The following is a 26584-nucleotide window of genomic DNA, read 5'->3' on the forward strand; positions in this document are numbered from 1 at the left end:
TTTACTCGACCCCAATAATGGTTTTTGCTATATTACTTGGTTTTACTTCAATCATATCGTCTGGAACATTTTGACCATTTGTCATGTAAGCGACGCCCTTATTGTATTTTGTGATCAAATTATACATCGCCCCATAGGCAGATGTTTCGTCCGCTTTTGTAAAAATAAATTTATCTATCTCAATAATAGAAAATTGCTCATATATATCTTCCATATCTCTCTGCTTCGAAGTCAGAGAAAGAACGAGAAATGTTTCCATCTCGTTATCAAAATCAATTACCTTTTTCAAATCTTCTACATACTGTTTATTTCTAAAATTTCTCCCGGCTGTATCAACTAAAACTACATCATATTCTTCAAAAGATTCCGTAGCCTTCTTAAAATCATCTATCGTATAACAAACTTCCATTGGGACATTTAAAATTTTTGCGTATGTTTTTAACTGATCAATCGCAGCTATTCGATACGTATCTGTCGTTATAAATGCAACTTTCTTTTTATGATTTATCACACAATCTGCAGCAATTTTAGCTAAGGTTGTAGTTTTGCCAACCCCGGTTGGACCAACAACATTAATATACTTTTTCTTAAATGATATCCCGCCAAAGTTTGCCCCAGAAAGCTGACTTATCATTTCTTTTTGAAGCCATGAATATACCTCATTTATGGATGCATTCCCTCCATTTACGTACCATTTTTCAAGAAGGCAAGTAAGCAAAGTATTTTGAAGAGACTCATCAATTTCCTGATCCTTTAGTAGCTTTTGCATAAGCTGCAAATGCTCCGGATATAAAGGGCCTTGATTGGAACTATTCAATGAAAGTGAGTTTAGCTTAGACTTTAAGTCAGTTATTTCTTTTATGATATCTTCTGAAGGTCTTTGTATTTCCATTTTTACATTTGCAGATTTTTCCGGTTGTAAAAAATCCCCTTTAGATGCATTTACTGCAGTTGAGCTAGACTTTGTTATCGGTTTTTGTTGGGGATTTACTCCCTTATCTGTTGCTGCAATAACTTCAATACTTCTCTTTTTAAATAAGCCCAAAAACCCGCCTGAATGTACTTCTCTTGAATTTAATATAACTGCGTCACTTCCAAGTTCAGCACGAATATTCTTCATTGCTTCCGCCATGGAAGGAGCAATATATTTTTTTACCTTCAATCTATATTCACCACCCCAACACTCTGTACTTCTACATTCGCTTCTAGTTCGTTATAGGATAGAATCGGAATCTGCGGAAAATATCTTTCTGTCAATTGACGTACATACATTCTTACTGCAGGTGAGCATAAAACAATTGGTGTTTGTTCAATTAATGATAATTGTTCTACCTGTGACGCGATCGACTCTAGAATGGATTGGGACACGGTTGGATCCATGGATAAATAGTTACCGTGCTCTGTCTGCTGAATTCCTTCAGCTACTAGTTTCTCCACTTTTCCAGAAAGTGTTACAACCTTTAGAGAATCTGACCCTTGGGAAAATTGATTTGTAATTTGACGAGCCAATGCCTGTCTTACATACTCTGTGAGCAAATCTGTATCACTCGTCACCTTTCCAAAATCAGCAAGTGTTTCGAAAATAATAGGGAGATTTCGTATTGAAACATTTTCTTTTAATAGTTTAGATAGTACCTTTTGCACTTCTCCAACAGATAACGGATTAGGCGTCACTTCCTCAACGAGGATTGGGTAGCTCTCATTTAAATGATCAATCAGTTGTTTTGTTTCCTGTCTGCCGATTAAATCATATGCATTACTTTTAATTATTTCAGTAATATGTGTTGAAACAACAGATGGCGGATCTACAACTGTATATCCAAATATCTCTGCCTGTTCTTTCATATCTTCTGTAATCCATTTTGCAGGCAATCCAAATGATGGTTCAATCGTATCAATACCCTCAATTGAATCGTCTTCAATCCCTGGGCTCATCGCCAAATAATGATCTAAAAGCAATTCTCCCCTTGCCATTTCATTTCCCTTAATTTTTAATCTATATTCATTGGGCTGTAGCTGGATATTATCTCTAATTCTAACGACTGGAATAACTAGACCTAGTTCAATAGCTAACTGACGTCGAATCATGACAATACGGTCAAGCAGGTCCCCGCCTTGATTAGCATCAGCTAATGGGATAAGACCATAGCCAAACTCGAATTCTATCGGGTCCACATTTAATAAGCTTACAACACTCTCAGGGCTTTTCATTTCGCCTGCTTCTAGCTCTTCATCAATTTCAGGCAGCTGTTCTTTTGCTGGATCAGGTGTACGGGAAATGAGATACCCACCAACTCCTAAAAGAGCAGCAATCGGAATTGTTAAAAAGTCATTAATTGGTGTAAATAAGCCTAATAACAAAATCGTACCGCCTGTAACATATAACATCTTTGGGAAGGCAAATAATTGTGCTGTAATGTCCTTTCCAAGGTTTCCGTCTGATGCAGCCCTAGTGACCACAATACCTGTAGCAGTAGAGATGAGCAAAGCTGGAATTTGGCTGACAATTCCATCCCCAACTGTTAACAGCGAAAATTTATTGGCGGCATCAGCAATGGATAAGCCTTGCTGAGTCATCCCGATTACTATTCCAAATATTAAGTTAATCAGGACAATAATGATACCGGCAATGGCATCGCCTTTAACGAATTTACTTGCCCCATCCATGGAACCATAAAAATCAGCTTCCCTGCTCACCTTTTCTCGACGTTGTCTAGCTTCCTGCTCTGAAATCATTCCAGCATTCAAGTCAGCATCGATACTCATTTGTTTTCCCGGCATCGCATCGAGAGTAAAACGAGCAGCCACTTCAGAAACACGTTCCGCCCCTTTTGTAATAACAATAAATTGAATGATAATTAGAATTAAGAATACAACCATTCCTACAACTACATTTCCTCCAACAACGAAGGTTCCAAAGGTTTCTACAACTCCACCTGCTTCACCTTTTGAAAGAATTGAACGGGTAGTTGATACGTTCAAACCTAATCTGAAAAGCGTTAATAATAGCAATAATGATGGAAATATAGAAAATTGCAGTGGTTCACTCATATTCATCGTTGTTAGAAGAACGATAAGAGCCAACGTTATATTACAAATAATAAGTATACTTAGTAGCCATGATGGAAAAGGGATGATAAGCATAGCTACAATTAAGATTACACTTATCAATACTGATAAATCCCTTGCTGACATAATTTTCCTCTCCTATTAAAAAGCGTTGATACCTTAGGAAAAAAAGGCACTGCTGTAAGCTAAAAAACATAAAGTAATCATTAAATCTTTTTTTTCATTCTATACACATGGGCGAGAATTTCAGCGACCGCTTTAAAGAATTCCTCTGGTATCGCGTCGCCAATTTCTGCCTGACTATATAAAGCTCTTGCTAGAGGCCGATTTTCGACAGTTATAATATCTTTTTCTTTTGCAATCATTTTTATTTTTTGTGCCACAAAGTCTACACCTTTTGCCACAACATATGGAGCATCTAATTTGGATTCATCATATTTTAATGCAACGGCAAAATGAGTTGGATTCGTGATTACAACGTCTGCGTTCGGAACTTCCTGCATCATTCTTCTCATCGCCATTTCCCGTTGTTTTTGTTTAATTTTTGATTTAATCAGGGGGTCCCCTTCGATATTTTTATGTTCATCTTTAATATCCTGTTTTGACATTCGGATGTTTTTTTCAAAATCATATTTTTGATACAGAAAATCTAATAAAGATAGAAATAAGAGTGCACCAGAGGCAAATAGCCCCATTTGTACAGTTAAGCTTCCAATGGTTGCCATCGCAGCACCTACTGATTTTTGAGAAAGAATTAGAATTTCATCAATTCGGTTCCATAAAACCATAAACGTGACAATGCCAACAAAACCTATTTTTAAAATTGATTTAAACAGTTCAACAATAGCACGCACTGAAAATATTCGTTTGAATCCTTTAATTGGATCAAGCTTTTCTAACTTCGGCTGAATAGTTTCCGTTGAAAATAAAAATCCAACTTGGGCATAATTAGCCGCAATACCAGCTAACATCGCCACAAGCATAATAGGTCCTAAAAATAATACAAGCTCTTTTAAAATAGTTAAGAAAAGGATTTGCACATTTCCTTCAGTAAGATCCATTAGCATATAGTAATTAAACGTATGTGTCATAATGGAAAAAATAATATCTTTTAAATAGGAACCTGCGAAAAAAAGAAACAAAAAGACACCTAGTAGTACAACAGCTGTATTGACATCCTGACTCTTAGCAACTTGTCCTTTTTTTCGTGAATCCTGTCTTTTTTTCGGTGTTGCTTTTTCTGTTTTTTCACCAGCAAAAAATTGAAGATCTAAATTAATTAACCGCTGCATCCTTTACGTTCCCCCAATAAGATCCATTAGCCCTCGCATTGTGCTCAACATTGTTTCGAATAATTGGGAAACTACAAGCAGTATTACACTCATAACTGCAATGAGCACTATAAAGCTCACACCTACTTTAAGGGGAAGTCCCACGACAAAAACATTGAGCTGGGGAACTGTTCTTGCAACAATTCCTAAAGCTAGATCCACTAAAAATAGGCTTCCTACTACTGGGATAGACATCTGAAAAGCAATAATAAACATGGAATTAAAAGCTTTAATAACATACTCCACCAAATTTTCATTGCCAAATGGAATCCAAGCATGATCCAAAGGTATAAACTGATAGCTATAAAAAACCCCATCTAATAGTAGGTGATGACCATTCACTGTTAGTAAGAAAAAAAGTCCAATTGTATATAAATATTGACCCATTAGCGGGCTTTGTGCACCAGTTTGAGGATCTATGACATTAGCAATTGCAAATCCCATCTGGAAGTCTATAAAGCCTCCAGCAATTTGTATAGCTGCTAAAATCATATAAGCGATAAATCCTATTAAAAGACCGACTAGTGCTTCTTTAATAATCAATAAGAAATAGTGACTATCTATTTCAAGAGTTGGTGTATCAATTGTAAATACCATTATCATTGCCATAAAAAATCCTAGTCCAATTTTTGCAGCTGTTGGAATAGATCGATAAGAAAAAAGGGGCATCATCAAGAAAAAAGATGTTACCCTTACTAAAATTAGTAAAAAAGCTGGGAATGCTGGTAAAAAATTCGCCATCATTTTATCCTACAAACCTAGTAAGATTCGAGAATATTTCTCCAGCATATGACAGCATATGGCTAAGCATCCATGGACCAAAGACTACTAATCCAACTAAAACGGCAACAATCTTCGGGATAAACGCTAAGGTTTGCTCTTGAATTTGTGTTGTCGCTTGAAAAATACTAACAATTAACCCTACTACAAGGGCAAGCAATAATAATGGACCGCATATGGACAATACTGTATAAATTCCTTGTTCTGCAATGGTAATTACGGATTCAGGAGTCATTTTTTCACCTGCTTTAGAAGCTTTGTAATAGAGATTTCACGACGAGATACCAGCCATCAACTAACACAAATAATAATATTTTAAAAGGCAATGAAATCATTACTGGAGGCAGCATCATCATCCCCATTGACATCAGCACACTAGCTACTACCATGTCTATCACTAGAAATGGAATAAAAATCATAAATCCGATTTGGAATGCAGTTTTTATTTCACTGATGGCAAAAGCAGGGACAAGAGCCGTTAATGGAATATCTTCAATTGATTTTGGAGTCTCTGCTTTGGAATATTCCAGAAACAGCGCTAAATCCTTTTGCCTCGTATGCGCACTCATAAACTCTTTAAAGGGAACAGAAGCTTTTTCATATGCTTGGTCTAGATTAATTTCTTCATTAAATAATGGTGTAAGTGCCTCTTTGTTAACTTGCTGAAAGGTTGGTGCCATGATAAAAAATGTTAGGAACAATGATAGACCTATTAATACTTGGTTTGGAGGCATTTGCTGAGTGGCAAGCGCCGTTCTGACAAAGGAGAGAACAATTACAATCCTTGTGAAGCAAGTCATCAAAATGAGAATACTGGGTGCCAATGATAAGACTGTGAGCATGAGGATAAGCTTCACAGAAGTTGATACATTCTCAGGCGAACTGCTGTTAAAAAAATCAATAAATTCATTCATTGCTCGTCTGACCCCTTCTTCTCCATTTCTTTATATAATTGCTTTCTACCTTTTGTGATTTCTTCTAATTGTTGTTTAAGCAAGTTTTGAAATTGGTTCCCTTTTTTATTGTCTGGTTGTATATTTTTCCTTCTTTGAAGCACCTTTGTCACAATATCGCTTGGTTGTACAAGCTGATCCATTTTCTCGTTATAATTAGAAATTAGCTGATTATATTCTTCCTGGTCATCTATTTCTGTTAATAACTGAATATTTTCCCCAACACCTACAACTAAAATCCGATTTCCAACCTTTATTAATTGCACTGAACGATTTGTCCCTAGTGCAGTACCGCCTAAATTCTCAACAAGCTGAGAACTTTTAAATGTTCTGCTTTTCTTATTAATGAATTTTAATAGGAAGTATAAAAGGGCTATTACAAACAGTGTAGCAAAAATCATTTTGATGAAATCCCATGCATTTAAGCCTACCTTTACGGGTTCATCTGCTTTTGTTTCTTGTTTATTAGGCTGATGATCTTGGTCGCAGGAATCTGGATGTTCTATACAATCCTTTACGCTATTTACTTGCTCTGCATAGGCTGGTGCATGAATGCCCAGCAGAGCGAAGCTTATTAAAAACAGCGAAAGGATTGTCCGCTTTACATATAGTAGCAATATACTGCACCCTCTATAATTTATTATCCTAAGGTTTTTGAAATCGCTTCTAGCACACGGTCTGCCTGGAATGGCTTAACAATGAAATCTTTTGCTCCAGCTTGGATCGCATCGATAACCATTGCTTGCTGCCCCATCGCAGAACACATGATTACTTTTGCATTCGGATTTATTTTTCTAATTTCTTTAAGAGCAGTAATTCCATCCATTTCAGGCATCGTTATGTCCATTGTAACTAGATCAGGCATTGCTTCTTTATACTTTTCTACTGCCTGTGCACCGTCTGCAGCTTCCCCTACAACGTCGTATCCATTTTTTGATAAAATATCCTTGATCATCATTCTCATGAAAGCTGCATCATCTACAATTAAAATTTTATGAGCCATTATTTCTTAACCCCCGTATTTACCTAAGTTTTTTTATTCGATCGCTTTGACTTATAATATCTGTTACTCGCACTCCGAAGTTTTCATCAATAACGACTACCTCTCCTTGAGCAATCAAGCGGTTATTGACTAAAATATCTACTGGTTCTCCAGCAAGCTTATCAAGCTCAATGATAGATCCAGCCGACAACTCCAGAATCTCTTTTACAGATCGTTTTGTTCTTCCTAATTCAACCGTTACTTGTAATGGAATATCCAATAGCATATTTAAATTTTTTGATTCCGACTCCTGAAGTGAGTACGGTTCAAAGCTAGAGAATACCGCCGGCTGAACAGTAGGCTGAGGTCCTCCAGGAAGTGGTGAACCAAAATGCTGCGGTCCACTTTGATAGCTAGGCTGCTGTGGCTGAGCATAATACGCCTGTTGTGATTGTTGGACCGGTTGAGCTTGTTGCGTTTGCTGCCATGCGCCATTAGGATGTGCCATATTTGTTTCAGGATAGGCATTTTGTGAATAACCATTTCCCTGAGGATAATCTGCAGGCTGTTTATCCATTGTGATCGCAGGCTGCTCTTGAAGTTCTGGAAATGGATCTACTGGTTCTTCCATTGTACCTGAAGTATTTTCTGCTGGACCTCCAGGATTTAACAATTCATTGACTAATTCCTTCGCGAATTGCAGTGGCAATAATTGCATAATATTTGAATCAATTAGTTCCCCGATTTTTAATCTGAAAGAAATTTTAACAAGAATATCCACATCTGGTATTCGCTCTGTACCTTCACCAGCTTGAAGATTTAAAACATCAATAGCTGGCGGCGAAATATCAACTTTCTTACTAAAAATTGTAGACATCGAGGTAGCAGCAGATCCCATCATTTGATTCATTGCTTCCTGCACTGCACTTAGCTGGATTTCTCCCATCAAATCTGCCGGGTTTTCCCCATTTCCTCCAAGCATTAAATCTGCGATGATCGCTGCATCTGATTGTTTAATAACTAATAAATTACTCCCAGAAAACCCCTCTGTATAGCTAACTTGAATCGCTACATAAGGATGTGGAAATTCATCATGCAATTCTTTAGGCGGTATCGTTGTAACTGTTGGTGTTGTAATATCTACTTTTTGGTTAAGTAAGGTTGACAATGCTGTTGCTGAGCTTCCAAATGAAATGTTGCCTATTTCTCCTAATGCGTCTTGTTCCATTGGAGATAGATAGTCCTCAACGTTCAGCAGGTTGTCATCAAATAAACTCGATTCATCTTCATCATCTGTTCCACGTAGAAGTGCATCAATTTCATCTTGTGAAAGCATACCGTCACTCATCATCGTCTTCTCCCCCTTTCACGATGTCTAATACTTGTATAGCAAGCTTTTTATTTACTTTGCCTGGCTGACCTAAGAATTTAGGTATGTCTCCAACCTTGACCAATAGTGGCTGATCTATTTGCTTATTTAACTCGATGACATCACCAATATCTAACATTAGAAAATCTTGAATGCTAATTTCAGATGTGCCCAGTTCTCCGATGACAGAGACTTCGGCCTGGTGAATGTGCTTCTCCAACCTGTCTAATTCTTCTGGAACTCTTTCTTTTTTATCTGATTGCATCCAGTAGTGACCAGATAATTTCGGAATAATTGGCTCCAAAACAATGTGTGGAATACAAATATTCATCATTCCGCTCGTTTCACCAATTGTAGTATTCAATGAAATAACAACAACTGTTTCATTCGGGGAAACCATTTGCAGAAACTGTGGATTGACTTCAAAATCCATCAGCTGCGGATCGATTTCCTCTATCGTGCTCCAGGCTTCCATATAGTTTTCAAAAGCCCGTTCAAAAGTAGTAGACATAATTTTCGTTTCAATCTCGGTTAAATTATCAACTTTATTAATACTAGAGCCTTTGCCTCCCATCATTCTATCCATTAAGGCATAAGCGATATTAGGATTGACTTCCATTAGGATTCTTCCTTCTAATGGCGGAACCTCAAAAACATTTAAAATTGTCATATTCGGGATAGAACGAATAAATTCTTCATAAGGAATCTGATCGGCTGAAGCGACAGTAATTTGCACATATGTTCTTAACTGTGCTGAGAAAAAGGTTGTTAACAGCCTTGCAAAATTTTCATGAATCCTCGTTAAACTTCTAATTTGATCCTTTGAAAATCGTAGTGCTCTTTTAAAATCATAAACTTTTACTTTTTTCTCAGATTGCTCTTTTTTAAGCTCGTCCGCATCCATCTCTCCAGTAGACAGTGCTGATAGTAGCGCATCTATTTCACTTTGTGATAAAACTTCTCCTGACATGAAATCTCACCTCCAGTTTTAGGCTATTTATTATGATTTTTAATACTATTGGAGGAGATTCTCAGTAATATAAACCTGCTTTACTACACCTTTTTGTAAAATCTTATTTATCTTTGTTTTTAAATCCTCTTTTAGCTTTTGCTGTCCATCTTTACCTTGAACATCTTCTGCCTTCATTTCGGATAACTCTTGAATGATTATATCCTTTACTTGAAAATCTCTTTTTTCTAATTCCTCTTTAGCTTTTTTGCTATCTGTTTGAATTTTAAAAGATATACGAATAAAATCATTGCTTGCTAGATTCGTCGTAATTTGCGGAACATCCACTGACGCAGCTAATACTTCATCAATAGTTGGTTCCTTACTGCCTGAATTATCATTTAGCTGTTTAACAATGATAATTGCCACCGTTCCGACAAGAGCAATTGCCACAAGCATAATTAACATAATCATGACCAGCTTATTATTCTTCATTCTCTCTTTCTCCCATTTGCTGCTGCCCGAGTAGGCCGACAGATTGATAGAATTCCCTTACTCGCAGAGAAACAATATCCTCAGATTCCTTTACAACATATTTTCGGCCATTCGTTAACGTAATGGTCGTATCAGGAAACGACTCAATTGTCTCAATAAACACGGCATTCAATGTAAATGGTTTTCCATTTAGCTTTGTTACTTTAATCAATGTTATGTTCAGGGTCTTAGAAAGCTCAGCCTTTAAGACCCTGTCCCTCCCTTACCTATCGTTTTAGGTTAACCAATTCTTGCAGAATTTCGTCGGATGTCGTGATAATACGAGTATTTGCTTGGAAACCGCGTTGAGCAGTGATCATTTCAGTGAACTCTTCTGATAGGTCGACATTGGACATTTCTAATGTGCCGGAAGCGATTGTACCCCGGCCATCCCCCGCAGCACCAACATTAGCTGTTCCTGAGCTAATCGTTTCTTGAAATAAGTTAGAGCCAGTTTTATTTAAACCGGATGTATTGCTAAATTTAGCTATCGCTAGACGGCCAAGTGTTGCAATCTCTCCATTTGAATAGACACCATTTATTTCGCCCATTGCTCCGATACTAAAACTCTCTAATTTCCCCTCTAAATATCCATTTGGATCTGAAAATGCAGTTGTCCCCCCCTTATCTACAGAAATATCGCCTATTGCAATTTTGGGTTTTAATTCTATATCGTCATCATTTTCATCTTTACCAAGTATGATGGAAATGGCGGACCCATCTACTGGATCTAGTGTTAATTTCCCATCCGTACCAACCGTAATCTTTAATTGTCCTGCTATAGTATCGTCGTCCTCTAATTCTTTTCTTGTTACGCCACCATAATATACCTGCCATTCATCTGCAGAAGTTTTCTTATAATGAACATCCAAATCATGTACTTTTCCCTTTTCATCAATAACTTTTATTTGTTGAGTTATAATTGTACCTTCAATAGCACCCACATCAAGATTCCCTGATACTGATATTTGATCTGTCGGTGTAGCTGGTAGTACTGCATTTACATTGATCGCTACATCACCATAATTATTTGTTAATGTTTTCCCATCGGCTGCATATTTATAAGCTTGTACCTTATATCCATCTCCATTTACTAAGGCACCCTTATCATCTAGATAAAAGTTACCAGCGCGAGTATAGTATTGAGCATTTCCTTGTTTAACAACAAAATACCCATCTCCTTCAATTGAAAGGTCTTGCGGACGGTTTGTTGATTGTAAGCTTGAACCTGTATGAATTGTATCGATTGAAGCTAACGATGACCCAAGCCCAACCTGCATTGCATTTTTACCACCACGGTTATCAGTTGATGCACTGGCCCCTGCAATCGTCTGGCTCATAGCATCCTTAAACGTTACACGGCCTTTTTTGAATCCAGCTGTATTTACGTTTGCTATGTTATTACCAATTACATCTAGTTTTGTTTGAAAGTTTCTTAATCCACTAATACCTGAATACATTGAACGTAGCATTAATTATTGCTCCTTTCGTATGCAGCTGCTTCTGTCAGTCCGCAGCTTTGGCTTCCTTTTTCAGGTCCAGCCAATATTTATTGATCTAGTAGAATGGTCCCATTAATATTTGTAAATATTTGTGTTCGGGCTTCCTCCCGATCCATTGCCGTGATCACTGTATTGTTTTTGGCGCTGACGATTAGGGCAGCATCCTTCAATAATACAAGAGATTCATTTACACCCTTTTTTCTAGCTTCAAAAACTTTATCCGCAATTTGCTTCCAGTGAGTATCATTAATCTGGATTCCTCTTTGCTGCATGCGGTCCTGGGCGTGCTTACTCACTGTTAATTTACCTTGTGGCTGAAGAGCCGTTTGAAGATGGGCGGCAAATTTATTGCTTTGCAATTCCGGTTTAATCGGTCTAATCTTTGGGTTTATTACGGCCTTTGATTGAATCGGATGAAACATCATTTTATCCATTCAATCACCTACTTATTATTCAATTTTTGTAATCTGTGATGCTGAAATGTTCTTCTCATCATCCAGCTGAAATAGAGTTTTTCCATCTTTAAAGGAAACAGATTTCACTAATCCTGTTTTTTCTGCCTTGTCCGCTAAATATGTAACTGACTTCCCAATCAACATGCTCGCCTGCACCATTGCATTTTCTTTAGAAATTTCATTCACTTGTGAAATATTACCTGGCTCTAGCTTTGTTCCATCATCCAGGATAAATAGAACATTGTTGTCTTTAAACTGAACAGATGCTACTTTACCTTTACCTTCTTCTATGATAGGTGTCCCCGCATCATCCTTTGCTTCGGTTACTTTATGCCAAGTAATGTCCTTACCTACAAATTGGCTGTATGCAATTAATTGACTTTGCTCTTGGACCTTAACAAATTTCTCCATCGTTTTACCCATATTGGTAATCTGCTCTAGTGTCGAGAATGTCGCCATTTGTGCAATAAAGTCTTTATCCTGCATCGGATTCATTGGATCTTGGTTTTGCAGCTGAACCATTAATATTTTTAGAAAATCATCTTTGCCTAAAATATCAGAACCGGTTTTTCGCTGTTCTTTTTGATAGTTTGATAACAATAAAGACGAATCAATAGTATTTGTCATTTTCTAATTACACCTACGCTTCTGTATTGAGAAGTGCTTCTGCAAATGAAAGATCAAAATCTTCTGTTTGCTGTTCTTGCTGTCTTTCTTGGTGCTGTTGCCCTTCCTGGCCTTGATTCTGCTGGTCACGGTTAAAACTGCGATCAGCTTGAGTATAGCTTTGAGAAATTTCAATTCTTTCTACTTGAATATTTTGCGAGTGAAATGCCTGCTTTAGTCCATTTAACTGAGATTCCATCATATCCTTAGCATTTGCCGTGGAAGTCAAAATACGTGCAATAATTGTTGAGTCCTTTTGAATAAGCTCTACTCGAAGTGCACCAAGATGCTCTGGATTTAACTTAATAAATAGTCTCTGCGTTCCTCCGTTTTTCATCAACTGGCTTCTTGACAGAATTGACTCAAATTGCTCTAACAGTTGTTCTGTTGAAACAGGCTTTCCGGCACTCGTAATTAAAGAAAGCTGCTCTGGCTTACTCATCTGCTGAAATTGAATAAACCCTTGATGATTTACCGTCTCTGATTTATTTAGACCTTTTCCGGCAATTTCAGAATCGGCTTGAGTTTTACCACCTTGTTCATTTAAAAGTGATTGGAATGTTTTCTTTGCAAAATCTACTCTGTCAATAGTACTTCCAGTATTTAAAGCAAGCTCGAGCTTTTCGCTAATATTTTTCATAAATTCTTTTAATTTTAATTGATCCTCTAGGGAACCTTTATGTGCAGATAATAATTCAAAGAGCTTAATCGCTTTCATTGCTTGTCCAAATTCTTTTGTCGGTTCGATTCTCATATCTTGCTTTTGGATTGAAAAGATTGATTGAATTAATGCAATGATTAAATCTGATTGATCCTCATCCTTATTATCTTTCTTAAGTTGATCAATACTGACGTTTTGTTCTTCTATATTAACATTTAGGCTATTGTGCAACTTGCTTAATAACTGGATTAACTCATCAGAAGATAAATTCAATTGCTCTTCAATAAGTTTAATGACATCTGAACTACCAGAATTTGCACATTCCCCCAATAGCTGGGACCCGTTTTCCATTTTAAAAATATCTGTAGTTTGCAGGTATTGAATTAAGTCTGTAAGCTCAGCTTTTGGCATATCAATTGAAGTTATATTAGCAGAATCATTAGGTAAAACAGGTTCAACACCCATTATTCCAGTTAGTAAAGAATCAAATCCGCTTCCGGTTTTTCCAGAAGAAATAGATTTACCACCATTGGAAACAATTGCATTAATCGTTCCTAAGCCACTAGTCTCCATCTTTCACACCTCCTTTCAACATATTGATTTATGTATTTAAGGTAAATCAGCTGATTTATTTTCAGCAGTAGCTGTCAAAAGCTCGGTATATCTTGCTGCATCTTCCGGCTTCATTTTTTCCATAATTGCTGCTAATGTATCAGCTTTAATGCTTGAAAGGATTTGCAATGCTTCTTCATCACCCATTTGTGATATGATTGGAGCTGCTTTTTTAGGCGATATCGTTTCATATGTTTTAATAATGTCCTTAAATGCACGCTTGTTGTCTTCTTTCATTGCCTTTAATTCCATTATTTCTTCCTCAAGGCGTTGCTTTTCTATTTGGATTTGTGAAATTTCATCGTCCTTACCCTTTAATTCAGTTTCAAGCTTTGAAACCTTTGCTTCTCTGTCCTTAATTTCAGCTTCAAGCTCAATCATTTTAGATTCAAGACCCTTAACTGTTTTTTGTTCATCTTCTTTCAAAGAGGAAGATATAAACGGGATTTTTTGACTATATTCCTTTGTTAGTTCAAAGACATTTACACCAAGTACTGTCATAACAATAAGTGCAACAGTTATAGCAAATAGCAGCGGAATTAAGACTACAATAATGAATCCCTGGAATCTTGATTGTTTTTTCGATTCTTTTTCCTCTAAAACCTTTTCCACGTTAACCACCTAATTTCCCCGATTCATGTAGTGCTGGATCGAGATATCATCCATTTGCTTGACCTCTTCCTGTCTAACACTTTCAGCATAGCTTATCCGATCTTTTTCTTTCATCTTTTCATATTTTTTTACTTCTACATTTTTTTCAACAAGTCTTTCCTGCTGAAAGTTCATGTGATTACGTGCATTTATAACAATTTGCTGATAATGCTCTATCGTTCTCTCAAGATTATGAATAAAATGCTGATGATGTCTTATTTCCTGAACGGGCAAACCATTTACTAACCTTGAGGATTGATAAGTTTCTAAATCCTCTTTTTTCTTTAGGAGTTCATATAATTTTTCAGCAGCCGTTTCAAATCTTTTAACGGATTGATTAAAGACATTTAACGCTTCATCCTTCTCTCTTTCTTTAATCGAAAGAATCTTTTCAAATTTGAATTGGTATTGCATGAAAATTACTCTCCTTCCCCAACAAGATTATAAAGTTGATTAACACTTTCCTGAAAAGATACGTTTTCATGTGTTCCCTGTTTCAAAAAAGAAATAATGTTAGGATAGAGCCTGATTGCCTCATCTATTTCTATTGATGATCCTTTTTTATAGGCACCTATATTAATTAAATCTTCAGCATTTATATAAGTACTTAATGCTTCACGCAATTTTTCAGCGGCTGATATATGTTCACGAGGGACAATATTATTCATCACCCTGCTGACACTTTTTAAAACATTAACAGCTGGATATTGACCTTTATTCGCCAGAGCCCGATCCAAAACAAAATGGCCATCTAATATCCCACGGACTGTATCAGCAATTGGTTCATTCATATCATCGCCATCAACTAAAACGGTATAAAAGGCTGTGATTGAACCTTTTTCATTCGTTCCTGTTCTTTCAAGAAGCTTTGGTAAAATAGCAAACACAGAAGGTGTGTATCCTTTAGTTGTTGGAGGCTCCCCAATGGCAAGACCCACTTCTCTTTGTGCCATTGCCACCCTTGTTACTGAATCCATCATCAGCATGACATTGAGACCTTTATCACGGAAGTATTCAGCAATTGCGGTTGCTGTATAGGCACCTTTTATCCTCATTAACGCTGGCTGATCAGAAGTTGCCACAACGACAATTGATCGGCTAAGTCCTTCTGGGCCAAGATCACGTTCTATAAATTCACGAACTTCTCTTCCCCGCTCACCTATTAAAGCAATAACATTTAAGTCTGCTGTTGTATTCCGTGCAACCATACCTAGTAAAGTACTTTTGCCTACTCCACTACCAGCAAAAATTCCTACTCGCTGTCCAATTCCAACAGTTAATAAACTATCAATCATTCGAACACCTACTTCTATAGAAGAAGAGATAGGGGGTCTCTGCATTGGATTTGGCGGCTCTTGTTCAGTTGGTGCTGGAGATAATCCTTTTGGCAATGGTGATCCATCAAGCGGCTGTCCAATAGAATCAATAATTGTGCCGATTAATTGGGGACCTACCTTTATCTCTAATGGTCTTGAAGTCGCCTCAACTAAGCTTCCAGGTGAAATATCGTTTATTGTCGTAAATGGCATTAAAATAACTTCTTCATTTTTAAAGCCAACAACTTCTGCTTGAATCACTCTATTTTTCTTGTTTCCAACGTGTATATAACACACATCACCAATCGAGCTTTCAGGTGGACCTTGAGATTCAATCATTAATCCTACTACTCTTTTAACTCTCCCAAAACGTTTAAAAGAATCAAGACCATCAATTTGTCCGATCACATCAAGAAGTTTCATTCCTATTCACCCTCTAGCATTTCAATAAGCTTGCGTTTAATTTCTTCTAGCTGACTGTCAATGCTAGCGTCAATTCTTCCATTAACCGATTCAATAACACAGCTAGACTCTACTAATTCGTCATCAGGATAAATGAATAAGTCTACTTCCCTTGGAAAGAGCATTTTGAGCTCTTCTTTGTTAGCAAGCAGCAAATCAAAATGGATTGGGTTTACATGCAGTTGAACCTCTTGATTTTCTCTAGCCTCTTTTAATGCTCTCTTAACAAGAGTTAGGAATTCTTCCCCGTTTTCTTCAATTGTTTTCCCTAGAATTTTTCCGGCTACTTTAATGCCAATTTCTAGAATTTCTCGGTCAGATGATTCAACATGTGAACGGTAATCTGCTTTTGCTGAATCAACAACAGAACGTGCCAGTTGAATGACATCATGATATTCTAAGTATCCTTTTTCTCGTCCTTCTTCAAAGCCAGCAGCAAATCCGGATTCCTTGGCGCTCTCAGTTATCCTTACTTTTTCCAATTCAAAGTCTTGAATATTTTCATCCAGTTTTTCACGGATTTGCTCCGCCTCATGCCTTGCACTTCTTAATATCTCTTCTGCCTCTCTTTGGGCATTTTCAATAATAGATTGTGTCAGCTCATCCATATTTATTGGATTTGGAGTAATCTCGTCGTCCTTAAGATCTGGTTTAAACAGCTTTATTGAGATGACCTTTTTGTCATTGGGAACTTGATTAACTAAAGGGGAAACACCTTTTATTAATCTAGACAATAATATCATCTCCCCCGCCGCGTGCGACGACGATTTCTCCAGCTTCTTCTAGGCGGCGAATAATGGCAACGATTCTTGATTGTGCCTCTTCAACATCACGAAGTCTAACAGGTCCCATATATTCCATTTCATCCTTAAACGTTTCAACCATTCGTTTGGACATATTCTTGAATATAATCTCTTTAACTTCATCACTTGATACTTTAAGTGAAAGCATAAGATCTTCACTTTCACAATCGCGGATAACACGCTGAATGGCACGGTTATCAAGGGTAACAATATCTTCAAATACGAACATTCTTTTCTTAATTTCTTCAGCCAGCTCTGGATCTTGAATTTCTAATGCGTCTAGAATCGTCCGTTCTGTAGAACGGTCTACACCATTCAGAACATCAACAACCGCTTCAATTCCACCAGTTTGTGTGTAGTCTTGTGTAACAGTTGCGGATAGTTTTCTTTCAAGAATTTGTTCGACTTCATTAATAATTTCAGGAGCAGTACTATCCATAACTGCAATTCTTCTTGCAATATCCGCTTGCATTTCTTGAGGCAGCTCAGATAAAATTTGTCCAGCTTGAGCAGCATCTAAATAAGATAAAATTAAGGCAATTGTTTGCGGATGCTCATTTTGAATAAAGTTTAATATTTGTGCAGGATCAGCTTTTCTGGCAAAATCAAACGGTCTTACTTGTAATGATGATGTTAGTCGATTAATAATAATCGCAGCTTGTTCATTACCGAGCGCTTTTTCTAACACCGTTTTTGCATAACCAATACCGCCTTGTGAAATATAATCTTGTGCTAATGCAATATTATGAAACTCCTCTAGAATTTCTTCTTTTGCCAAAGAATCCACTTTCTTTACTCCGGAAATTTCCAAAGTTAACTTTTCTATTTCTTCTTCACTTAAATGCTTATATACCGAAGATGCAACATCAGGTCCGAGCGAAATTAGAAGTATGGCTGCCTTTTGTTTCCCCGTTAATTCTTTTGAATCTTTCTTTGCCATTCCCATACCTCCTAATCTTCAGCAATCCAAGTACGCAATAGTTTGGCAAAATCCTCTGGTTTTTCCTTAGCCATTTTTTCAAGCTGCTTTTTGCGCATTGAGCTTTCAGTTTCCTGCTCCTCGTTTACATCAGGAACATAAATGGCTTCTTCCATTTCTAATAATTCTTCTGCTTCAGCTTTTTGTTTTCTTCTTGCTCTAATAAATAAGAAGATTAACAATCCAATAATAGCCAGAAGAACTCCACCTACTATATAAGCCCAAAGAGGAAGAACTTGTTTAACATCTTCAGTGAATTGCACTTTTCCATTAAACGGCTGAACAGATACAACAATTTTGTTATTGATTGCCTCATCCGTCAGTTCTTGTGTTCCGGCTTTTTTATCAATTGTTGTCCGCACAATGGTTGCCAGAATTTTTGTGATATCATCTACTCTTTCTTGAGGTAGTGAAGTTGGATCATCTGGTTTCGGCGGTTCAACCATTACCTGGATACCTAAGTCTCTTACTTTATAAGGACTTTCTACGATTTCTTTACGAATTTTGTTTACTTCATTATTAAAAGTTTCTTGTACTTTCTCATAATCTCCGTTTGTTCCATTTCCCTCTAAGTAGGAAGACCCCGGTACATCTGCAGGATCTTCAGCAGCAGCTAATCCGCCGGCTTGATCTGCACTTCCCGTAAAGGTTTCTGTAATCTTTTGGGCACTGATAGCAATTCCCGCCATATTTTCTTCATCTACTGGAGTGACGAGATTTTCTTCTCTATTTTCCTGGGTAAAGTCAACATCTGCTGTTACAGACACAACTACCTTGTCCTGACCCATTAATGTGCCGAGCATTCCTTGGACTTGGCGCTGTACATCGCGTTCAATTTGCTTTTTAATTTCATGCTGTTCAGCAAAAGTTGAACCAGGAGTAGAATTTTGATTATTTTTTAGATCAAAGTACTCAAAAAACTGATTCGTTATGACGATATTATCAGTAGGTAGGTTTGGAATACTTTTTGAGACTAAATGATAAAGAGCTTGGATCTGTGATTCCTCAAATTTATACCCTGGTTTTGTATTCAAAACAATCGAAGCAGAAGCTTCTTCAGACGAGTCTTTCACAAAGATTCCTTTTTCCGGAAGGTTAATCATAACCTTTGCGTCATTAATCCCATCAATTCCTTTTATTAAATTTGCTAATTCTGTTTGCATTGAATCTAATTTAATCATTTTAAATTCATTTTCCGTTGTGCCTATGCCTGCATTTTGGCTGAAAAATGAGTAATCAATATTACCTGATTTCGGTATCCCTTCAGCAGCCAGTTCAACTTTAAGCGTGTCCACTACTTCCTCAGGCACTTTAATCGTTGTTCCACCATCAGTAATTTCCGATTTTATCCCTCGGCCATCTAGACTCTCTTTTATCGTTCCTGTTTCAGAAGGTGAAAGATTGCTATAAAGCGGCACATATGTTGTTCTCGTTGCCAACAAGGATAAACTAGTTACCAGAATTATAAATAAAAGTATGGAACCAAAGAGCAATATTTTCTGCTTTTTGGTTCGACTTTGCAAAAACTCTTGAATTTTCTCTTTATATTTCCGAAACGATTCTTTCATTTCAATCCCCCGGTTATTCTGTCTCATTCTTTGGCAGCTAATAACCGCAAAACAGTAGTTTTTAGCTTCAAAATTGTTCAATTAACAAAAAACAACTATTCTATTAAACTTGCATACGCATCGTTTCTTGGTATGCCTCAATTACTTTATTGCGGATTTCCAATGTTGTCTGAAGTGTTATGCTTGCTTTTTGTGAAGCAATCATAACTTGGTGCAAATCTATATTTTCGCCTCTTACTAGTTTTTCTGTCATATTATCAGATACATTTTGAAGTTTATTAACTTCTTCAATAGATTTCTTTAATACGGACGCAAAACTCTTTTGAGCCTCGTATGGTGTATATGTATGAGTCTGTTTTGGTTCCTGCGGTTTTAAAATTTGGCTTACAGAAGCCATCCCTATATTATTCATCTACTCTGCTCCTTTATTTCCCGATTTCCAATGCTTTCATCAACATGCTCTTCGAAGCATTCAAGACAGTCACATTAGCTTCATACGATCTAGTAGCACTAATTAAATCTACCATCTCTTTCAAAGGATCCACATTAGGAAGTTCGACATATCCTTCAGCATTAGCATCAGGATGCTCAGGATTATAAACAAGCTTAAATGGTGTTTGATCTTCCACAATTCTTGTAACCTTTACACCATTTCCTGCTCCATCTGCATTAGAGCGATTCATTGCTTTATTTAGGAAATTTGAAAATTGACCTTCTTTTGGTTCGAGTATGACAGATTTTCTGCGGTAAGGCTGCCATTCCCCATTCACTAGCTTTCCTCTAGTTGAGTCCACATTCGCCATATTGGAAGAAATAACATCCATTCTTAAACGCTGCGCTGTTAATGCGGAAGCAGAATTATTCATACTATGAAAAATCGACATTGTTATTTACCTCCTCTAATGACTGTCTGCAAACTCGAAAACTTACCGTTAATTCTCTCGATAAGGGCGTTGTAATAGATTTGGTTACCTGCTAAATCTGTCATTTCTTTATCTATATCAACACTATTTCCATTATGATTGTAAGAAACATTTTTTTTTGTGATCACTCCAGCATTTGAGAGCTGACTGCCTTGAAAGTCAAAATGACGCATATCTGTGCGGTTTGCATGTATTACATTTACTGCTTCCTCTAATGACTGTTTAAAGCTAACATCTTTTGCTTTATAGCCTGGAGTTGCTTCATTAGCAATGTTTTGTGAGATTACTTTTTGTTTTAGTGCAGAATAATTAAGACCATTTTCAAGAGACGTTATTGTATTAGAAAATAACTTCATAAAACGCACCTCATTAATGCTATTTTTAAGATAAATTTGGCATTTAAGTAAAATGTTGAAATTAGAAGAAAAAAAACGATTTATGTCGCTTACCTTTTATTGTAATGAAAATGAAATAATCTGTCTATGATACTTAGGATACTTTTAACATGACCTTATTCCCATTTTTTATTATAGATCGAGAAAATCTTGTAGGAAAGAGTAAAACTTTGTAAATAATAACAAATTTACGAACAAATAACCTGATAACTTTAACACAAATATTAAAAAAGTCCTATAACATTGAAATGAAATTTAGTAATTAACGTAAAAAACATTTTAAAAAAATTAATAAATGTAATATGCGAACAATAAAAAACCTCCCTTTTTGTCGAAAGAAGGAGGTTTTTTTGCAAATATTTTAGTGAGATTTTAATTTTTCAAGCTCATATAAAAACTTGTCATTCAGAACTTTAATATAAGTTCCTTTCATACCAAGTGATCTTGATTCAATTACGCCTGCACTTTCTAATTTTCTTAGTGCATTGACGATAACCGATCTTGTAATTCCCACACGGTCAGCTATTTTAGAAGCTACAAGAAGACCTTCGCTGCCGCTTAGTTCTTCAAATATATGCTCAATCGCTTCAAGTTCACTATATGAAAGAGAACTGATAGCCATTTGTACAACTGCTTTGCTGCGTGCTTCTTCTTCAATTTCTTCTGATTTTTCACGTAAAATTTCCATTCCTACTACTGTTGCACCATACTCAGCTAAAATTAAATCGTCATCATGGAATTGCTCGTTTAATCTTGCAAGGATTAAAGTACCTAGTCTCTCCCCGCCGCCGATAATTGGAACAATTGTTGTTAAACCTGTTCTAAATAGGTCTTTATTTTCAACAGGGAATGCGGAATATTCACTTTCAACATCAAGGTTTGGTGAAGTCTCTTGAATGTTAAAAAGATTATTTGTATATTCTTCAGGAAATTGACGATCCGCTAGCATTTGTTTCATACGGTCATTTTCAATTTGCTGATTTACCGCAAACCCTAAAAGTTTCCCACGTCTGCTGACAACAAAAATATTTGCAGAAATAACATCACTTAATGTCTCTGCCATTTCTTTAAAGTTAACAGGTTTTCCAGCCGCTCTTTGAAGCATAGCATTAATTTTTCTTGTTCTTGATAATAAATCCATTGAATTTTCCTCCATTTTGCTTAACAATAAAGCTTTATTCTGTTTTATCTTGAATCATAATATTATTATTTGTCTATCTATTCACAAATAATTTAACACAAATTTTACAATATAAATTGACTTAAGTCCTTGTTGCGAGATATTGCACCTAATTTCTCCTCTACATACTGAGGAGTGATTAATATTTTTTCCATTGTTACGTCTGGAGCCTCAAAAGATAAATCTTCCAACAGCTTTTCCATGATCGTATGAAGACGGCGTGCTCCGATATTATCAGTATTTTGATTTACCTCGAATGCGAATTCAGCAATCCTACGAATAGCATCGTCAGAAAATTCAATTTGTATACCTTCTGTTTCTAATAATGCTTGATATTGTTTAATTAAAGCATTGTCAGGCTCAACTAAAATATTAAAGAAGTCTTCAACAGTTAACTTAGTTAACTCCACCCTAATTGGAAAACGCCCTTGCAATTCCGGTATTAAGTCTGATGGTTTTGCCATGTGAAATGCCCCAGCTGCCATAAAAAGAATATGATCTGTTTTTACAGTGCCATATTTAGTCACAACAGTAGAACCTTCTACAACCGGCAAAATATCACGCTGAACACCTTCACGGGAAACATCAGCAGACGATCCGCCATTATTTTTGCTGGCAATTTTATCAATTTCATCAATGAAAATAATTCCTGATTGCTCTGCACGAAAAACCGCTTCTTGAGTCACTTCATCCATATCAATTAATTTCTGTGCCTCTTCGTTCGTAAGAATTTTTCTTGCTTCACTAACAGTGAGCTTTCTTTTTTTTCTGCGTTTTGGCATTAAACTACTTAAAGCATCCTGCATATTCATCCCCATTTGTTCCATTCCAGAACCTTGAAGCATATCAAACATGGATGGTTGCTGCTCTTCTAATTCAACGGTAATATATTCATTTTCAAGTTCACCTAAAGCTAGCTTTTCTTTAACCACTTTACGTTTTGCCTGAATATTCATATCATCAGAAGATGTATCTTGTTCAGTTTGATCATTTCCACCGCCAAAAAGCATTTCAAGAGGGTTTTTATAGTTAACCGTTTTTTTGTTAGAAGGAACTAATAAATCAATAATTATTCTGTTTGCACTTTCCTCAGCACGTTCCTTAACACTTGCCATTTTATCTTCCTTAACAAGCCTTACAGATGTTTCAACTAGGTCCCTAACCATAGACTCAACATCACGTCCGACATAACCGACTTCAGTAAATTTAGTTGCTTCAACCTTAACAAAAGGTGCTCCAACTAACTTTGCCATCCGGCGGGCAATTTCAGTCTTACCAACACCAGTTGGCCCAATCATCAAAATGTTTTTCGGGCTAATTTCATCACGAAGCTTCTCATCTAATAGTCCACGGCGATACCTGTTCCTAAGTGCTACTGCTACTGCTTTTTTCGCTTCCTTTTGACCAATAATAAACTGATCAAGTTTTTCAACGATTTGACGGGGTGTTAAATTCATTCCTTTAACCATCGGTCAGAACACTCTCCCTTACAGTTCTTCCACAATAATATTGTGATTTGTGTAAACACATATTTCAGCTGCCATTTCCAGTGAAGCTTTTGCAATCTCCTTAGCTGATAAATGGTCACCGGCATAGCGTTTTAATGATCTTCCAGCAGCAAGAGCATAATGTCCGCCTGAGCCAATAGCTAATATTCCGTCGTCAGGCTCAATAACCTCACCTGTTCCCGAAATAAGAAGCATACTTTCTGAATTCATGACAATAAGCATTGCTTCAAGTTTCCGCAATACTTTATCACTCCTCCATTGCTTGGCAAGCTCCACTGCAGCCCGCTGAAGATTTCCATTATACTCTTCAAGCTTTCCTTCAAACATCTCGAATAAAGTAAACGCATCTGCAACAGAACCAGCAAATCCAGCAATGACTTTCCCATTGAACAGTTTCCGAACTTTACGTGCAGTATGTTTCATTACAACCGCATTGCCAAATGTAACCTGGCCATCACCGGCCATTGCACATTCTCCTTTATGTTGCACAGCAAATATAGTTGTTGCATGGAATTGAGACATTCTTTATCCTCCTTTTGCCTAGTATTCCTATATTGGGCAAAGCATCCATATGGTGCTAAGCTCTAGGATGATGGGCTAAATAAGAACTTCTTAAATACTCACTAGTAACATGTGTATATACTTGTGTTGACGATAAAAAAGCATGACCTAGCAATTCCTGAACGGTTCTCATATCTGCACCATTTGCAAGTAAATGTGTTGCAAACGAATGTCTAAGCATATGGGGATGTATTTTGCCATTTAAAGATGACTGTTCAATCAGCTGATTAAGAATATGCCTAATGCCCCGAGGTGTTAATGGTCTCCCTCTGCTATTTAAAAATAAATAATCGTTAGGTGCTTCCTTAGCAAGCAAGCTTTGGCGGCCATGTTGTATGTAATATTGTAAGGCGTCTTGGGCGAAGCTTCCAAATGGAATGTACCTTTGCTTATTACCCTTGCCCTGAACTAAAACGGTTGATAAATGCATATCTAAATCATTTAACCGGATATTACTGCATTCACTTACACGAATACCCGTTGCGTAAAGCAGTTCTAATAAAGCTTTGTTTCTTTGCCCTAATATCGTATCCGATTTACATGCATTAAATAACTCTTTCAATTCTTCCTCATAAAAAAATTCCGGAAGCCTTTTTTCAAGCTTTGGAATTGAAGCTAGAGCAAAAGGATTTTCGGAGACTATTTTTTCTCTAACAAGGAATCGAAAAAAACTTCGTAAACAAGAAATTTTTCTTGCAACTGATTTTCTTGCTAATTTTTTTTCAAAAAGCTTTGTTAAATAAATTCGGACATCAAAGTATTTAACATTTTCCAGCTTGCTAATTCCTTGTTCAGATATGAACATATAAAATTCGTTAATATCTTGCTGATAATGTTCAATAGTATATTGTGAATAATTTTTCTCGATTTGTAAATATTCAATAAACATGTTTAACGAATTGTTCACATTTTGGTCCATTTATTAATCACCTCACAAGGGCTTCTAAATAGTATCACATTTTAGAAGCCCTTGCAATTAAATCTCCTTACTTTTCGCAAAGTTCTGAATTGTTTCTAACGCTCTGTTAGCGTGCTGCTCATTTCGCTCTTTCTTTCCTCTTATTTTAACTGGAAGCTCAGGCATCAAGCCAAAGTTTGCATTCATTGGCTGAAAGCTTTTTTCATTAGCCGATGTAATATATCTTGCCATGCTTCCGATTACTGTTTCATGAGGAAATTCAAGTAACTCTTCTCCATTCACAAATCTTGCAGCATTAATTCCAGCTACTAAGCCGCTTGCAGCTGATTCTACATAGCCCTCTACCCCTGTCATCTGGCCAGCAAAAAAGAGATCATCCCGATTTTTAAATTGATAAGTTGATTTTAATACTTTAGGGGAGTTAATAAAAGTATTCCGGTGCATAACTCCGTAACGAACAATTTCAGCATTCTCCAAACCCGGTATTAATTGGATAACCTCTTTTTGAGGACCCCATTTAAGGTGAGTTTGAAATCCAACAATATTGTATAGTGTTCCAGCCGCATCGTCCTGACGAAGCTGTACGACTGCATATGGTCTTTTTCCCGTTTTAGGATCTTCTAAACCTACTGGCTTCATTGGACCAAAAAGCATGGTCTTTTTCCCTCTGTTAGCCATTACTTCAATTGGCATACAGCCTTCAAAAAAGATTTCTTTTTCAAATTCTTTTAATGGCACTGTTTCAGCGCTTATTAAAGCTTCATAAAATGTATTAAACTCTTCTTCTGTCATCGGACAGTTTAAGTAAGCAGCTTCCCCTTTATCATAGCGTGATTTAAGGTAAACTTTATCCATATTAATGGACTCTTTCTCAATGATTGGGGCTGCAGCATCATAGAAATATAAATATTCTTCCCCTGACAATTCCTTAAGCTTGGCTGACAATGACTCGCTCGTTAATGGTCCTGTTGCTATTATCGTCGGACCTTCAGGAATTCCAACTACTTCTTCATTGATAACTGTTACATTTGGGTGATTCTTAACTTTTTCTGTTACTCGACCTGCAAATTCATGGCGGTCAACTGCTAATGCTCCTCCAGCAGGGACTGCACAAGCATCCGCAGACTCAATAATAATTGAGTTTAATTTCCTCATTTCTTCTTTTAACACCCCAACAGCATTCGTTAGCGTATTTGCACGTAATGAGTTACTGCAGACTAGTTCTGCAAATTTTTCTGTATGATGAGCCGGAGTTTGTTTAACTGGTCTCATTTCATATAGGTTTACTTTAATTCCTCTATTAGCAAGCTGCCAGGCTGCCTCGCTTCCAGCTAACCCAGCACCTATAACATTAACTGTATTATTCATTTTCTTACCTCCGCTTTTGAAACATAGCTCTCTTACTTTACACCTAATCGTTATCACTTTGCAATGAAACAATTCTCATAAATAATAA

General features: G+C 36.7%; 30 protein-coding genes. All 30 read right to left on the reverse strand.

Annotated features, from left to right (window positions below):
- Position 1: 1 nt before the first annotated feature.
- The gene (flhF, locus tag H0173_RS01800) at positions 2 to 1162 is read right to left on the reverse strand and encodes a flagellar biosynthesis GTPase FlhF (RefSeq protein WP_221844201.1); all 1161 of its coding nucleotides are present in this window, start codon (positions 1160 to 1162) and stop codon (positions 2 to 4) included.
- Entirely contained in the window at positions 1159 to 3195 is a 2037-nt protein-coding gene (gene flhA, locus H0173_RS01805; protein ID WP_221844202.1) for a flagellar biosynthesis protein FlhA, read from the reverse strand. The genes flhF and flhA overlap by 4 nt, the downstream gene beginning before the upstream one ends.
- Before the next feature lie 80 nt (positions 3196 to 3275).
- Positions 3276 to 4361, reverse strand: coding sequence for a flagellar biosynthesis protein FlhB (flhB, locus tag H0173_RS01810; protein WP_221844203.1), 1086 nt, complete (start codon positions 4359 to 4361; stop codon positions 3276 to 3278).
- A gap of 3 nt (positions 4362 to 4364) precedes the next feature.
- Positions 4365 to 5141, reverse strand: a complete 777-nt coding sequence (gene fliR, locus H0173_RS01815) for a flagellar biosynthetic protein FliR (protein WP_221844204.1) — start codon at positions 5139 to 5141, stop codon at positions 4365 to 4367.
- Between the two features lie 4 nt (positions 5142 to 5145).
- The gene (gene fliQ, locus H0173_RS01820; protein ID WP_221844205.1) at positions 5146 to 5415 is read right to left on the reverse strand and encodes a flagellar biosynthesis protein FliQ; all 270 of its coding nucleotides are present in this window, start codon (positions 5413 to 5415) and stop codon (positions 5146 to 5148) included.
- Positions 5416 to 5428: 13 nt separating this feature from the next.
- Positions 5429 to 6094 carry a flagellar type III secretion system pore protein FliP gene (gene fliP, locus H0173_RS01825; protein WP_221844206.1) on the reverse strand — a complete coding sequence of 222 codons (666 nt, stop codon included), beginning with the start codon at positions 6092 to 6094 and terminating at the stop codon, positions 5429 to 5431.
- Entirely contained in the window at positions 6091 to 6750 is a 660-nt protein-coding gene (locus H0173_RS01830) for a flagellar biosynthetic protein FliO (RefSeq protein ID WP_221844207.1), read from the reverse strand. The genes fliP and H0173_RS01830 overlap by 4 nt, the downstream gene beginning before the upstream one ends.
- A gap of 23 nt (positions 6751 to 6773) precedes the next feature.
- Positions 6774 to 7136 (reverse strand): response regulator, encoded by a 363-nt coding sequence (locus H0173_RS01835; RefSeq protein ID WP_221844208.1) that lies wholly within the window; start codon positions 7134 to 7136, stop codon positions 6774 to 6776.
- A 19-nt stretch (positions 7137 to 7155) separates the two neighbouring features.
- Positions 7156 to 8466: a flagellar motor switch phosphatase FliY gene (gene fliY / locus H0173_RS01840; protein WP_221844209.1), complete on the reverse strand. Its 1311-nt coding sequence runs from the start codon at positions 8464 to 8466 to the stop codon at positions 7156 to 7158.
- Positions 8456 to 9454: a flagellar motor switch protein FliM gene (fliM, locus tag H0173_RS01845; RefSeq protein ID WP_221844210.1), complete on the reverse strand. Its 999-nt coding sequence runs from the start codon at positions 9452 to 9454 to the stop codon at positions 8456 to 8458. Before fliM ends, fliY begins: the two co-directional genes overlap by 11 nt.
- Before the next feature lie 45 nt (positions 9455 to 9499).
- The gene (gene fliL / locus H0173_RS01850; protein WP_221844211.1) at positions 9500 to 9928 is read right to left on the reverse strand and encodes a flagellar basal body-associated protein FliL; all 429 of its coding nucleotides are present in this window, start codon (positions 9926 to 9928) and stop codon (positions 9500 to 9502) included.
- On the reverse strand, positions 9918 to 10139 hold the full coding sequence (locus H0173_RS01855) for a flagellar FlbD family protein (RefSeq protein ID WP_221844212.1): 222 nt from the start codon (positions 10137 to 10139) through the stop codon (positions 9918 to 9920). Before H0173_RS01855 ends, fliL begins: the two co-directional genes overlap by 11 nt.
- A 55-nt stretch (positions 10140 to 10194) precedes the next feature.
- On the reverse strand, positions 10195 to 11439 hold the full coding sequence (locus H0173_RS01860) for a flagellar hook protein FlgE (RefSeq protein WP_221844213.1): 1245 nt from the start codon (positions 11437 to 11439) through the stop codon (positions 10195 to 10197).
- A gap of 77 nt (positions 11440 to 11516) precedes the next feature.
- Positions 11517 to 11903 (reverse strand): TIGR02530 family flagellar biosynthesis protein, encoded by a 387-nt coding sequence (locus tag H0173_RS01865; protein ID WP_221844214.1) that lies wholly within the window; start codon positions 11901 to 11903, stop codon positions 11517 to 11519.
- Positions 11904 to 11918: 15 nt separating this feature from the next.
- Positions 11919 to 12551: a flagellar hook assembly protein FlgD gene (gene flgD, locus H0173_RS01870; RefSeq protein WP_221844215.1), complete on the reverse strand. Its 633-nt coding sequence runs from the start codon at positions 12549 to 12551 to the stop codon at positions 11919 to 11921.
- Between the two features lie 13 nt (positions 12552 to 12564).
- Complete coding sequence (locus tag H0173_RS01875) at positions 12565 to 13824, reverse strand: flagellar hook-length control protein FliK (RefSeq protein WP_221844216.1); 1260 nt, start codon at positions 13822 to 13824, stop codon at positions 12565 to 12567.
- 36 nt (positions 13825 to 13860) lie between these two features.
- Entirely contained in the window at positions 13861 to 14475 is a 615-nt protein-coding gene (locus H0173_RS01880; protein ID WP_221844217.1) for a MotE family protein, read from the reverse strand.
- A 9-nt stretch (positions 14476 to 14484) separates the two neighbouring features.
- Complete coding sequence (gene fliJ, locus H0173_RS01885) at positions 14485 to 14928, reverse strand: flagellar export protein FliJ (RefSeq protein ID WP_221844218.1); 444 nt, start codon at positions 14926 to 14928, stop codon at positions 14485 to 14487.
- A 5-nt stretch (positions 14929 to 14933) separates the two neighbouring features.
- Positions 14934 to 16253, reverse strand: a complete 1320-nt coding sequence (gene fliI / locus H0173_RS01890; RefSeq protein WP_221844219.1) for a flagellar protein export ATPase FliI — start codon at positions 16251 to 16253, stop codon at positions 14934 to 14936.
- A gap of 2 nt (positions 16254 to 16255) precedes the next feature.
- Entirely contained in the window at positions 16256 to 17035 is a 780-nt protein-coding gene (fliH, locus tag H0173_RS01895) for a flagellar assembly protein FliH (RefSeq protein WP_221844220.1), read from the reverse strand.
- Positions 17019 to 18035 carry a flagellar motor switch protein FliG gene (gene fliG, locus H0173_RS01900; protein ID WP_221844221.1) on the reverse strand — a complete coding sequence of 339 codons (1017 nt, stop codon included), beginning with the start codon at positions 18033 to 18035 and terminating at the stop codon, positions 17019 to 17021. The genes fliH and fliG overlap by 17 nt, the downstream gene beginning before the upstream one ends.
- Before the next feature lie 11 nt (positions 18036 to 18046).
- Complete coding sequence (gene fliF / locus H0173_RS01905) at positions 18047 to 19642, reverse strand: flagellar basal-body MS-ring/collar protein FliF (RefSeq protein WP_221844222.1); 1596 nt, start codon at positions 19640 to 19642, stop codon at positions 18047 to 18049.
- Between the two features lie 103 nt (positions 19643 to 19745).
- The gene (fliE, locus tag H0173_RS01910) at positions 19746 to 20039 is read right to left on the reverse strand and encodes a flagellar hook-basal body complex protein FliE (RefSeq protein WP_396021175.1); all 294 of its coding nucleotides are present in this window, start codon (positions 20037 to 20039) and stop codon (positions 19746 to 19748) included.
- A gap of 28 nt (positions 20040 to 20067) precedes the next feature.
- Positions 20068 to 20526: a flagellar basal body rod protein FlgC gene (gene flgC / locus H0173_RS01915; RefSeq protein ID WP_221844224.1), complete on the reverse strand. Its 459-nt coding sequence runs from the start codon at positions 20524 to 20526 to the stop codon at positions 20068 to 20070.
- A gap of 2 nt (positions 20527 to 20528) precedes the next feature.
- A complete protein-coding gene (flgB, locus tag H0173_RS01920; RefSeq protein ID WP_221844225.1) occupies positions 20529 to 20921 on the reverse strand; it encodes a flagellar basal body rod protein FlgB in 393 nt (130 codons plus the stop codon).
- A 400-nt stretch (positions 20922 to 21321) separates the two neighbouring features.
- Positions 21322 to 22101, reverse strand: coding sequence for a GTP-sensing pleiotropic transcriptional regulator CodY (gene codY / locus H0173_RS01925; RefSeq protein ID WP_221844226.1), 780 nt, complete (start codon positions 22099 to 22101; stop codon positions 21322 to 21324).
- A 104-nt stretch (positions 22102 to 22205) separates the two neighbouring features.
- Complete coding sequence (gene hslU / locus H0173_RS01930) at positions 22206 to 23609, reverse strand: ATP-dependent protease ATPase subunit HslU (protein WP_221844227.1); 1404 nt, start codon at positions 23607 to 23609, stop codon at positions 22206 to 22208.
- 18 nt (positions 23610 to 23627) lie between these two features.
- Complete coding sequence (gene hslV / locus H0173_RS01935) at positions 23628 to 24170, reverse strand: ATP-dependent protease subunit HslV (protein ID WP_221844228.1); 543 nt, start codon at positions 24168 to 24170, stop codon at positions 23628 to 23630.
- Positions 24171 to 24225: 55 nt separating this feature from the next.
- Positions 24226 to 25128, reverse strand: coding sequence for a tyrosine recombinase XerC (gene xerC, locus H0173_RS01940; RefSeq protein WP_221844229.1), 903 nt, complete (start codon positions 25126 to 25128; stop codon positions 24226 to 24228).
- Positions 25129 to 25185: 57 nt separating this feature from the next.
- Complete coding sequence (gene trmFO, locus H0173_RS01945) at positions 25186 to 26496, reverse strand: FADH(2)-oxidizing methylenetetrahydrofolate--tRNA-(uracil(54)-C(5))-methyltransferase TrmFO (protein ID WP_221844230.1); 1311 nt, start codon at positions 26494 to 26496, stop codon at positions 25186 to 25188.
- Positions 26497 to 26584: the final 88 nt, after the last annotated feature.

The organism is Bacillus sp. S/N-304-OC-R1, assembly GCF_019749375.1.
Taxonomy (GTDB): Bacteria; Bacillota; Bacilli; order Bacillales; family Cytobacillaceae; genus Cytobacillus.

What these genes read in the sequence shown, in the direction of transcription:
- fliR (WP_221844204.1), bottom strand. Translation starts at nt 5,141, where the DNA reads ATGGCGAATTTTTTACCAGCATTCCCAGCTTTTTTACTAATTTTAGTA.
- flgB (WP_221844225.1), bottom strand. Translation starts at nt 20,921, where the DNA reads ATGAAGTTATTTTCTAATACAATAACGTCTCTTGAAAATGGTCTTAAT.
- H0173_RS01875 (WP_221844216.1), bottom strand. Translation starts at nt 13,824, where the DNA reads ATGGAGACTAGTGGCTTAGGAACGATTAATGCAATTGTTTCCAATGGT.
- flhB (WP_221844203.1), bottom strand. Translation starts at nt 4,361, where the DNA reads ATGCAGCGGTTAATTAATTTAGATCTTCAATTTTTTGCTGGTGAAAAA.
- xerC (WP_221844229.1), bottom strand. Translation starts at nt 25,128, where the DNA reads ATGGACCAAAATGTGAACAATTCGTTAAACATGTTTATTGAATATTTA.
- codY (WP_221844226.1), bottom strand. Translation starts at nt 22,101, where the DNA reads ATGGATTTATTATCAAGAACAAGAAAAATTAATGCTATGCTTCAAAGA.
- fliY (WP_221844209.1), bottom strand. Translation starts at nt 8,466, where the DNA reads ATGATGAGTGACGGTATGCTTTCACAAGATGAAATTGATGCACTTCTA.
- fliJ (WP_221844218.1), bottom strand. Translation starts at nt 14,928, where the DNA reads ATGCAATACCAATTCAAATTTGAAAAGATTCTTTCGATTAAAGAAAGA.
- H0173_RS01860 (WP_221844213.1), bottom strand. Translation starts at nt 11,439, where the DNA reads ATGCTACGTTCAATGTATTCAGGTATTAGTGGATTAAGAAACTTTCAA.
- fliE (WP_396021175.1), bottom strand. Translation starts at nt 20,039, where the DNA reads ATGGCTTCTGTAAGCCAAATTTTAAAACCGCAGGAACCAAAACAGACT.
- fliM (WP_221844210.1), bottom strand. Translation starts at nt 9,454, where the DNA reads ATGTCAGGAGAAGTTTTATCACAAAGTGAAATAGATGCGCTACTATCA.
- fliI (WP_221844219.1), bottom strand. Translation starts at nt 16,253, where the DNA reads ATGAAACTTCTTGATGTGATCGGACAAATTGATGGTCTTGATTCTTTT.
- fliF (WP_221844222.1), bottom strand. Translation starts at nt 19,642, where the DNA reads ATGAAAGAATCGTTTCGGAAATATAAAGAGAAAATTCAAGAGTTTTTG.
- flgD (WP_221844215.1), bottom strand. Translation starts at nt 12,551, where the DNA reads ATGACAAATACTATTGATTCGTCTTTATTGTTATCAAACTATCAAAAA.
- flhA (WP_221844202.1), bottom strand. Translation starts at nt 3,195, where the DNA reads ATGTCAGCAAGGGATTTATCAGTATTGATAAGTGTAATCTTAATTGTA.
- fliH (WP_221844220.1), bottom strand. Translation starts at nt 17,035, where the DNA reads ATGATATTATTGTCTAGATTAATAAAAGGTGTTTCCCCTTTAGTTAAT.
- hslV (WP_221844228.1), bottom strand. Translation starts at nt 24,170, where the DNA reads ATGTCTCAATTCCATGCAACAACTATATTTGCTGTGCAACATAAAGGA.
- fliP (WP_221844206.1), bottom strand. Translation starts at nt 6,094, where the DNA reads ATGAATGAATTTATTGATTTTTTTAACAGCAGTTCGCCTGAGAATGTA.
- flgC (WP_221844224.1), bottom strand. Translation starts at nt 20,526, where the DNA reads ATGTCGATTTTTCATAGTATGAATAATTCTGCTTCCGCATTAACAGCG.
- fliG (WP_221844221.1), bottom strand. Translation starts at nt 18,035, where the DNA reads ATGGCAAAGAAAGATTCAAAAGAATTAACGGGGAAACAAAAGGCAGCC.
- H0173_RS01835 (WP_221844208.1), bottom strand. Translation starts at nt 7,136, where the DNA reads ATGGCTCATAAAATTTTAATTGTAGATGATGCAGCTTTCATGAGAATG.
- trmFO (WP_221844230.1), bottom strand. Translation starts at nt 26,496, where the DNA reads ATGAATAATACAGTTAATGTTATAGGTGCTGGGTTAGCTGGAAGCGAG.
- fliQ (WP_221844205.1), bottom strand. Translation starts at nt 5,415, where the DNA reads ATGACTCCTGAATCCGTAATTACCATTGCAGAACAAGGAATTTATACA.
- fliL (WP_221844211.1), bottom strand. Translation starts at nt 9,928, where the DNA reads ATGAAGAATAATAAGCTGGTCATGATTATGTTAATTATGCTTGTGGCA.
- H0173_RS01865 (WP_221844214.1), bottom strand. Translation starts at nt 11,903, where the DNA reads ATGGATAAAATGATGTTTCATCCGATTCAATCAAAGGCCGTAATAAAC.
- hslU (WP_221844227.1), bottom strand. Translation starts at nt 23,609, where the DNA reads ATGGTTAAAGGAATGAATTTAACACCCCGTCAAATCGTTGAAAAACTT.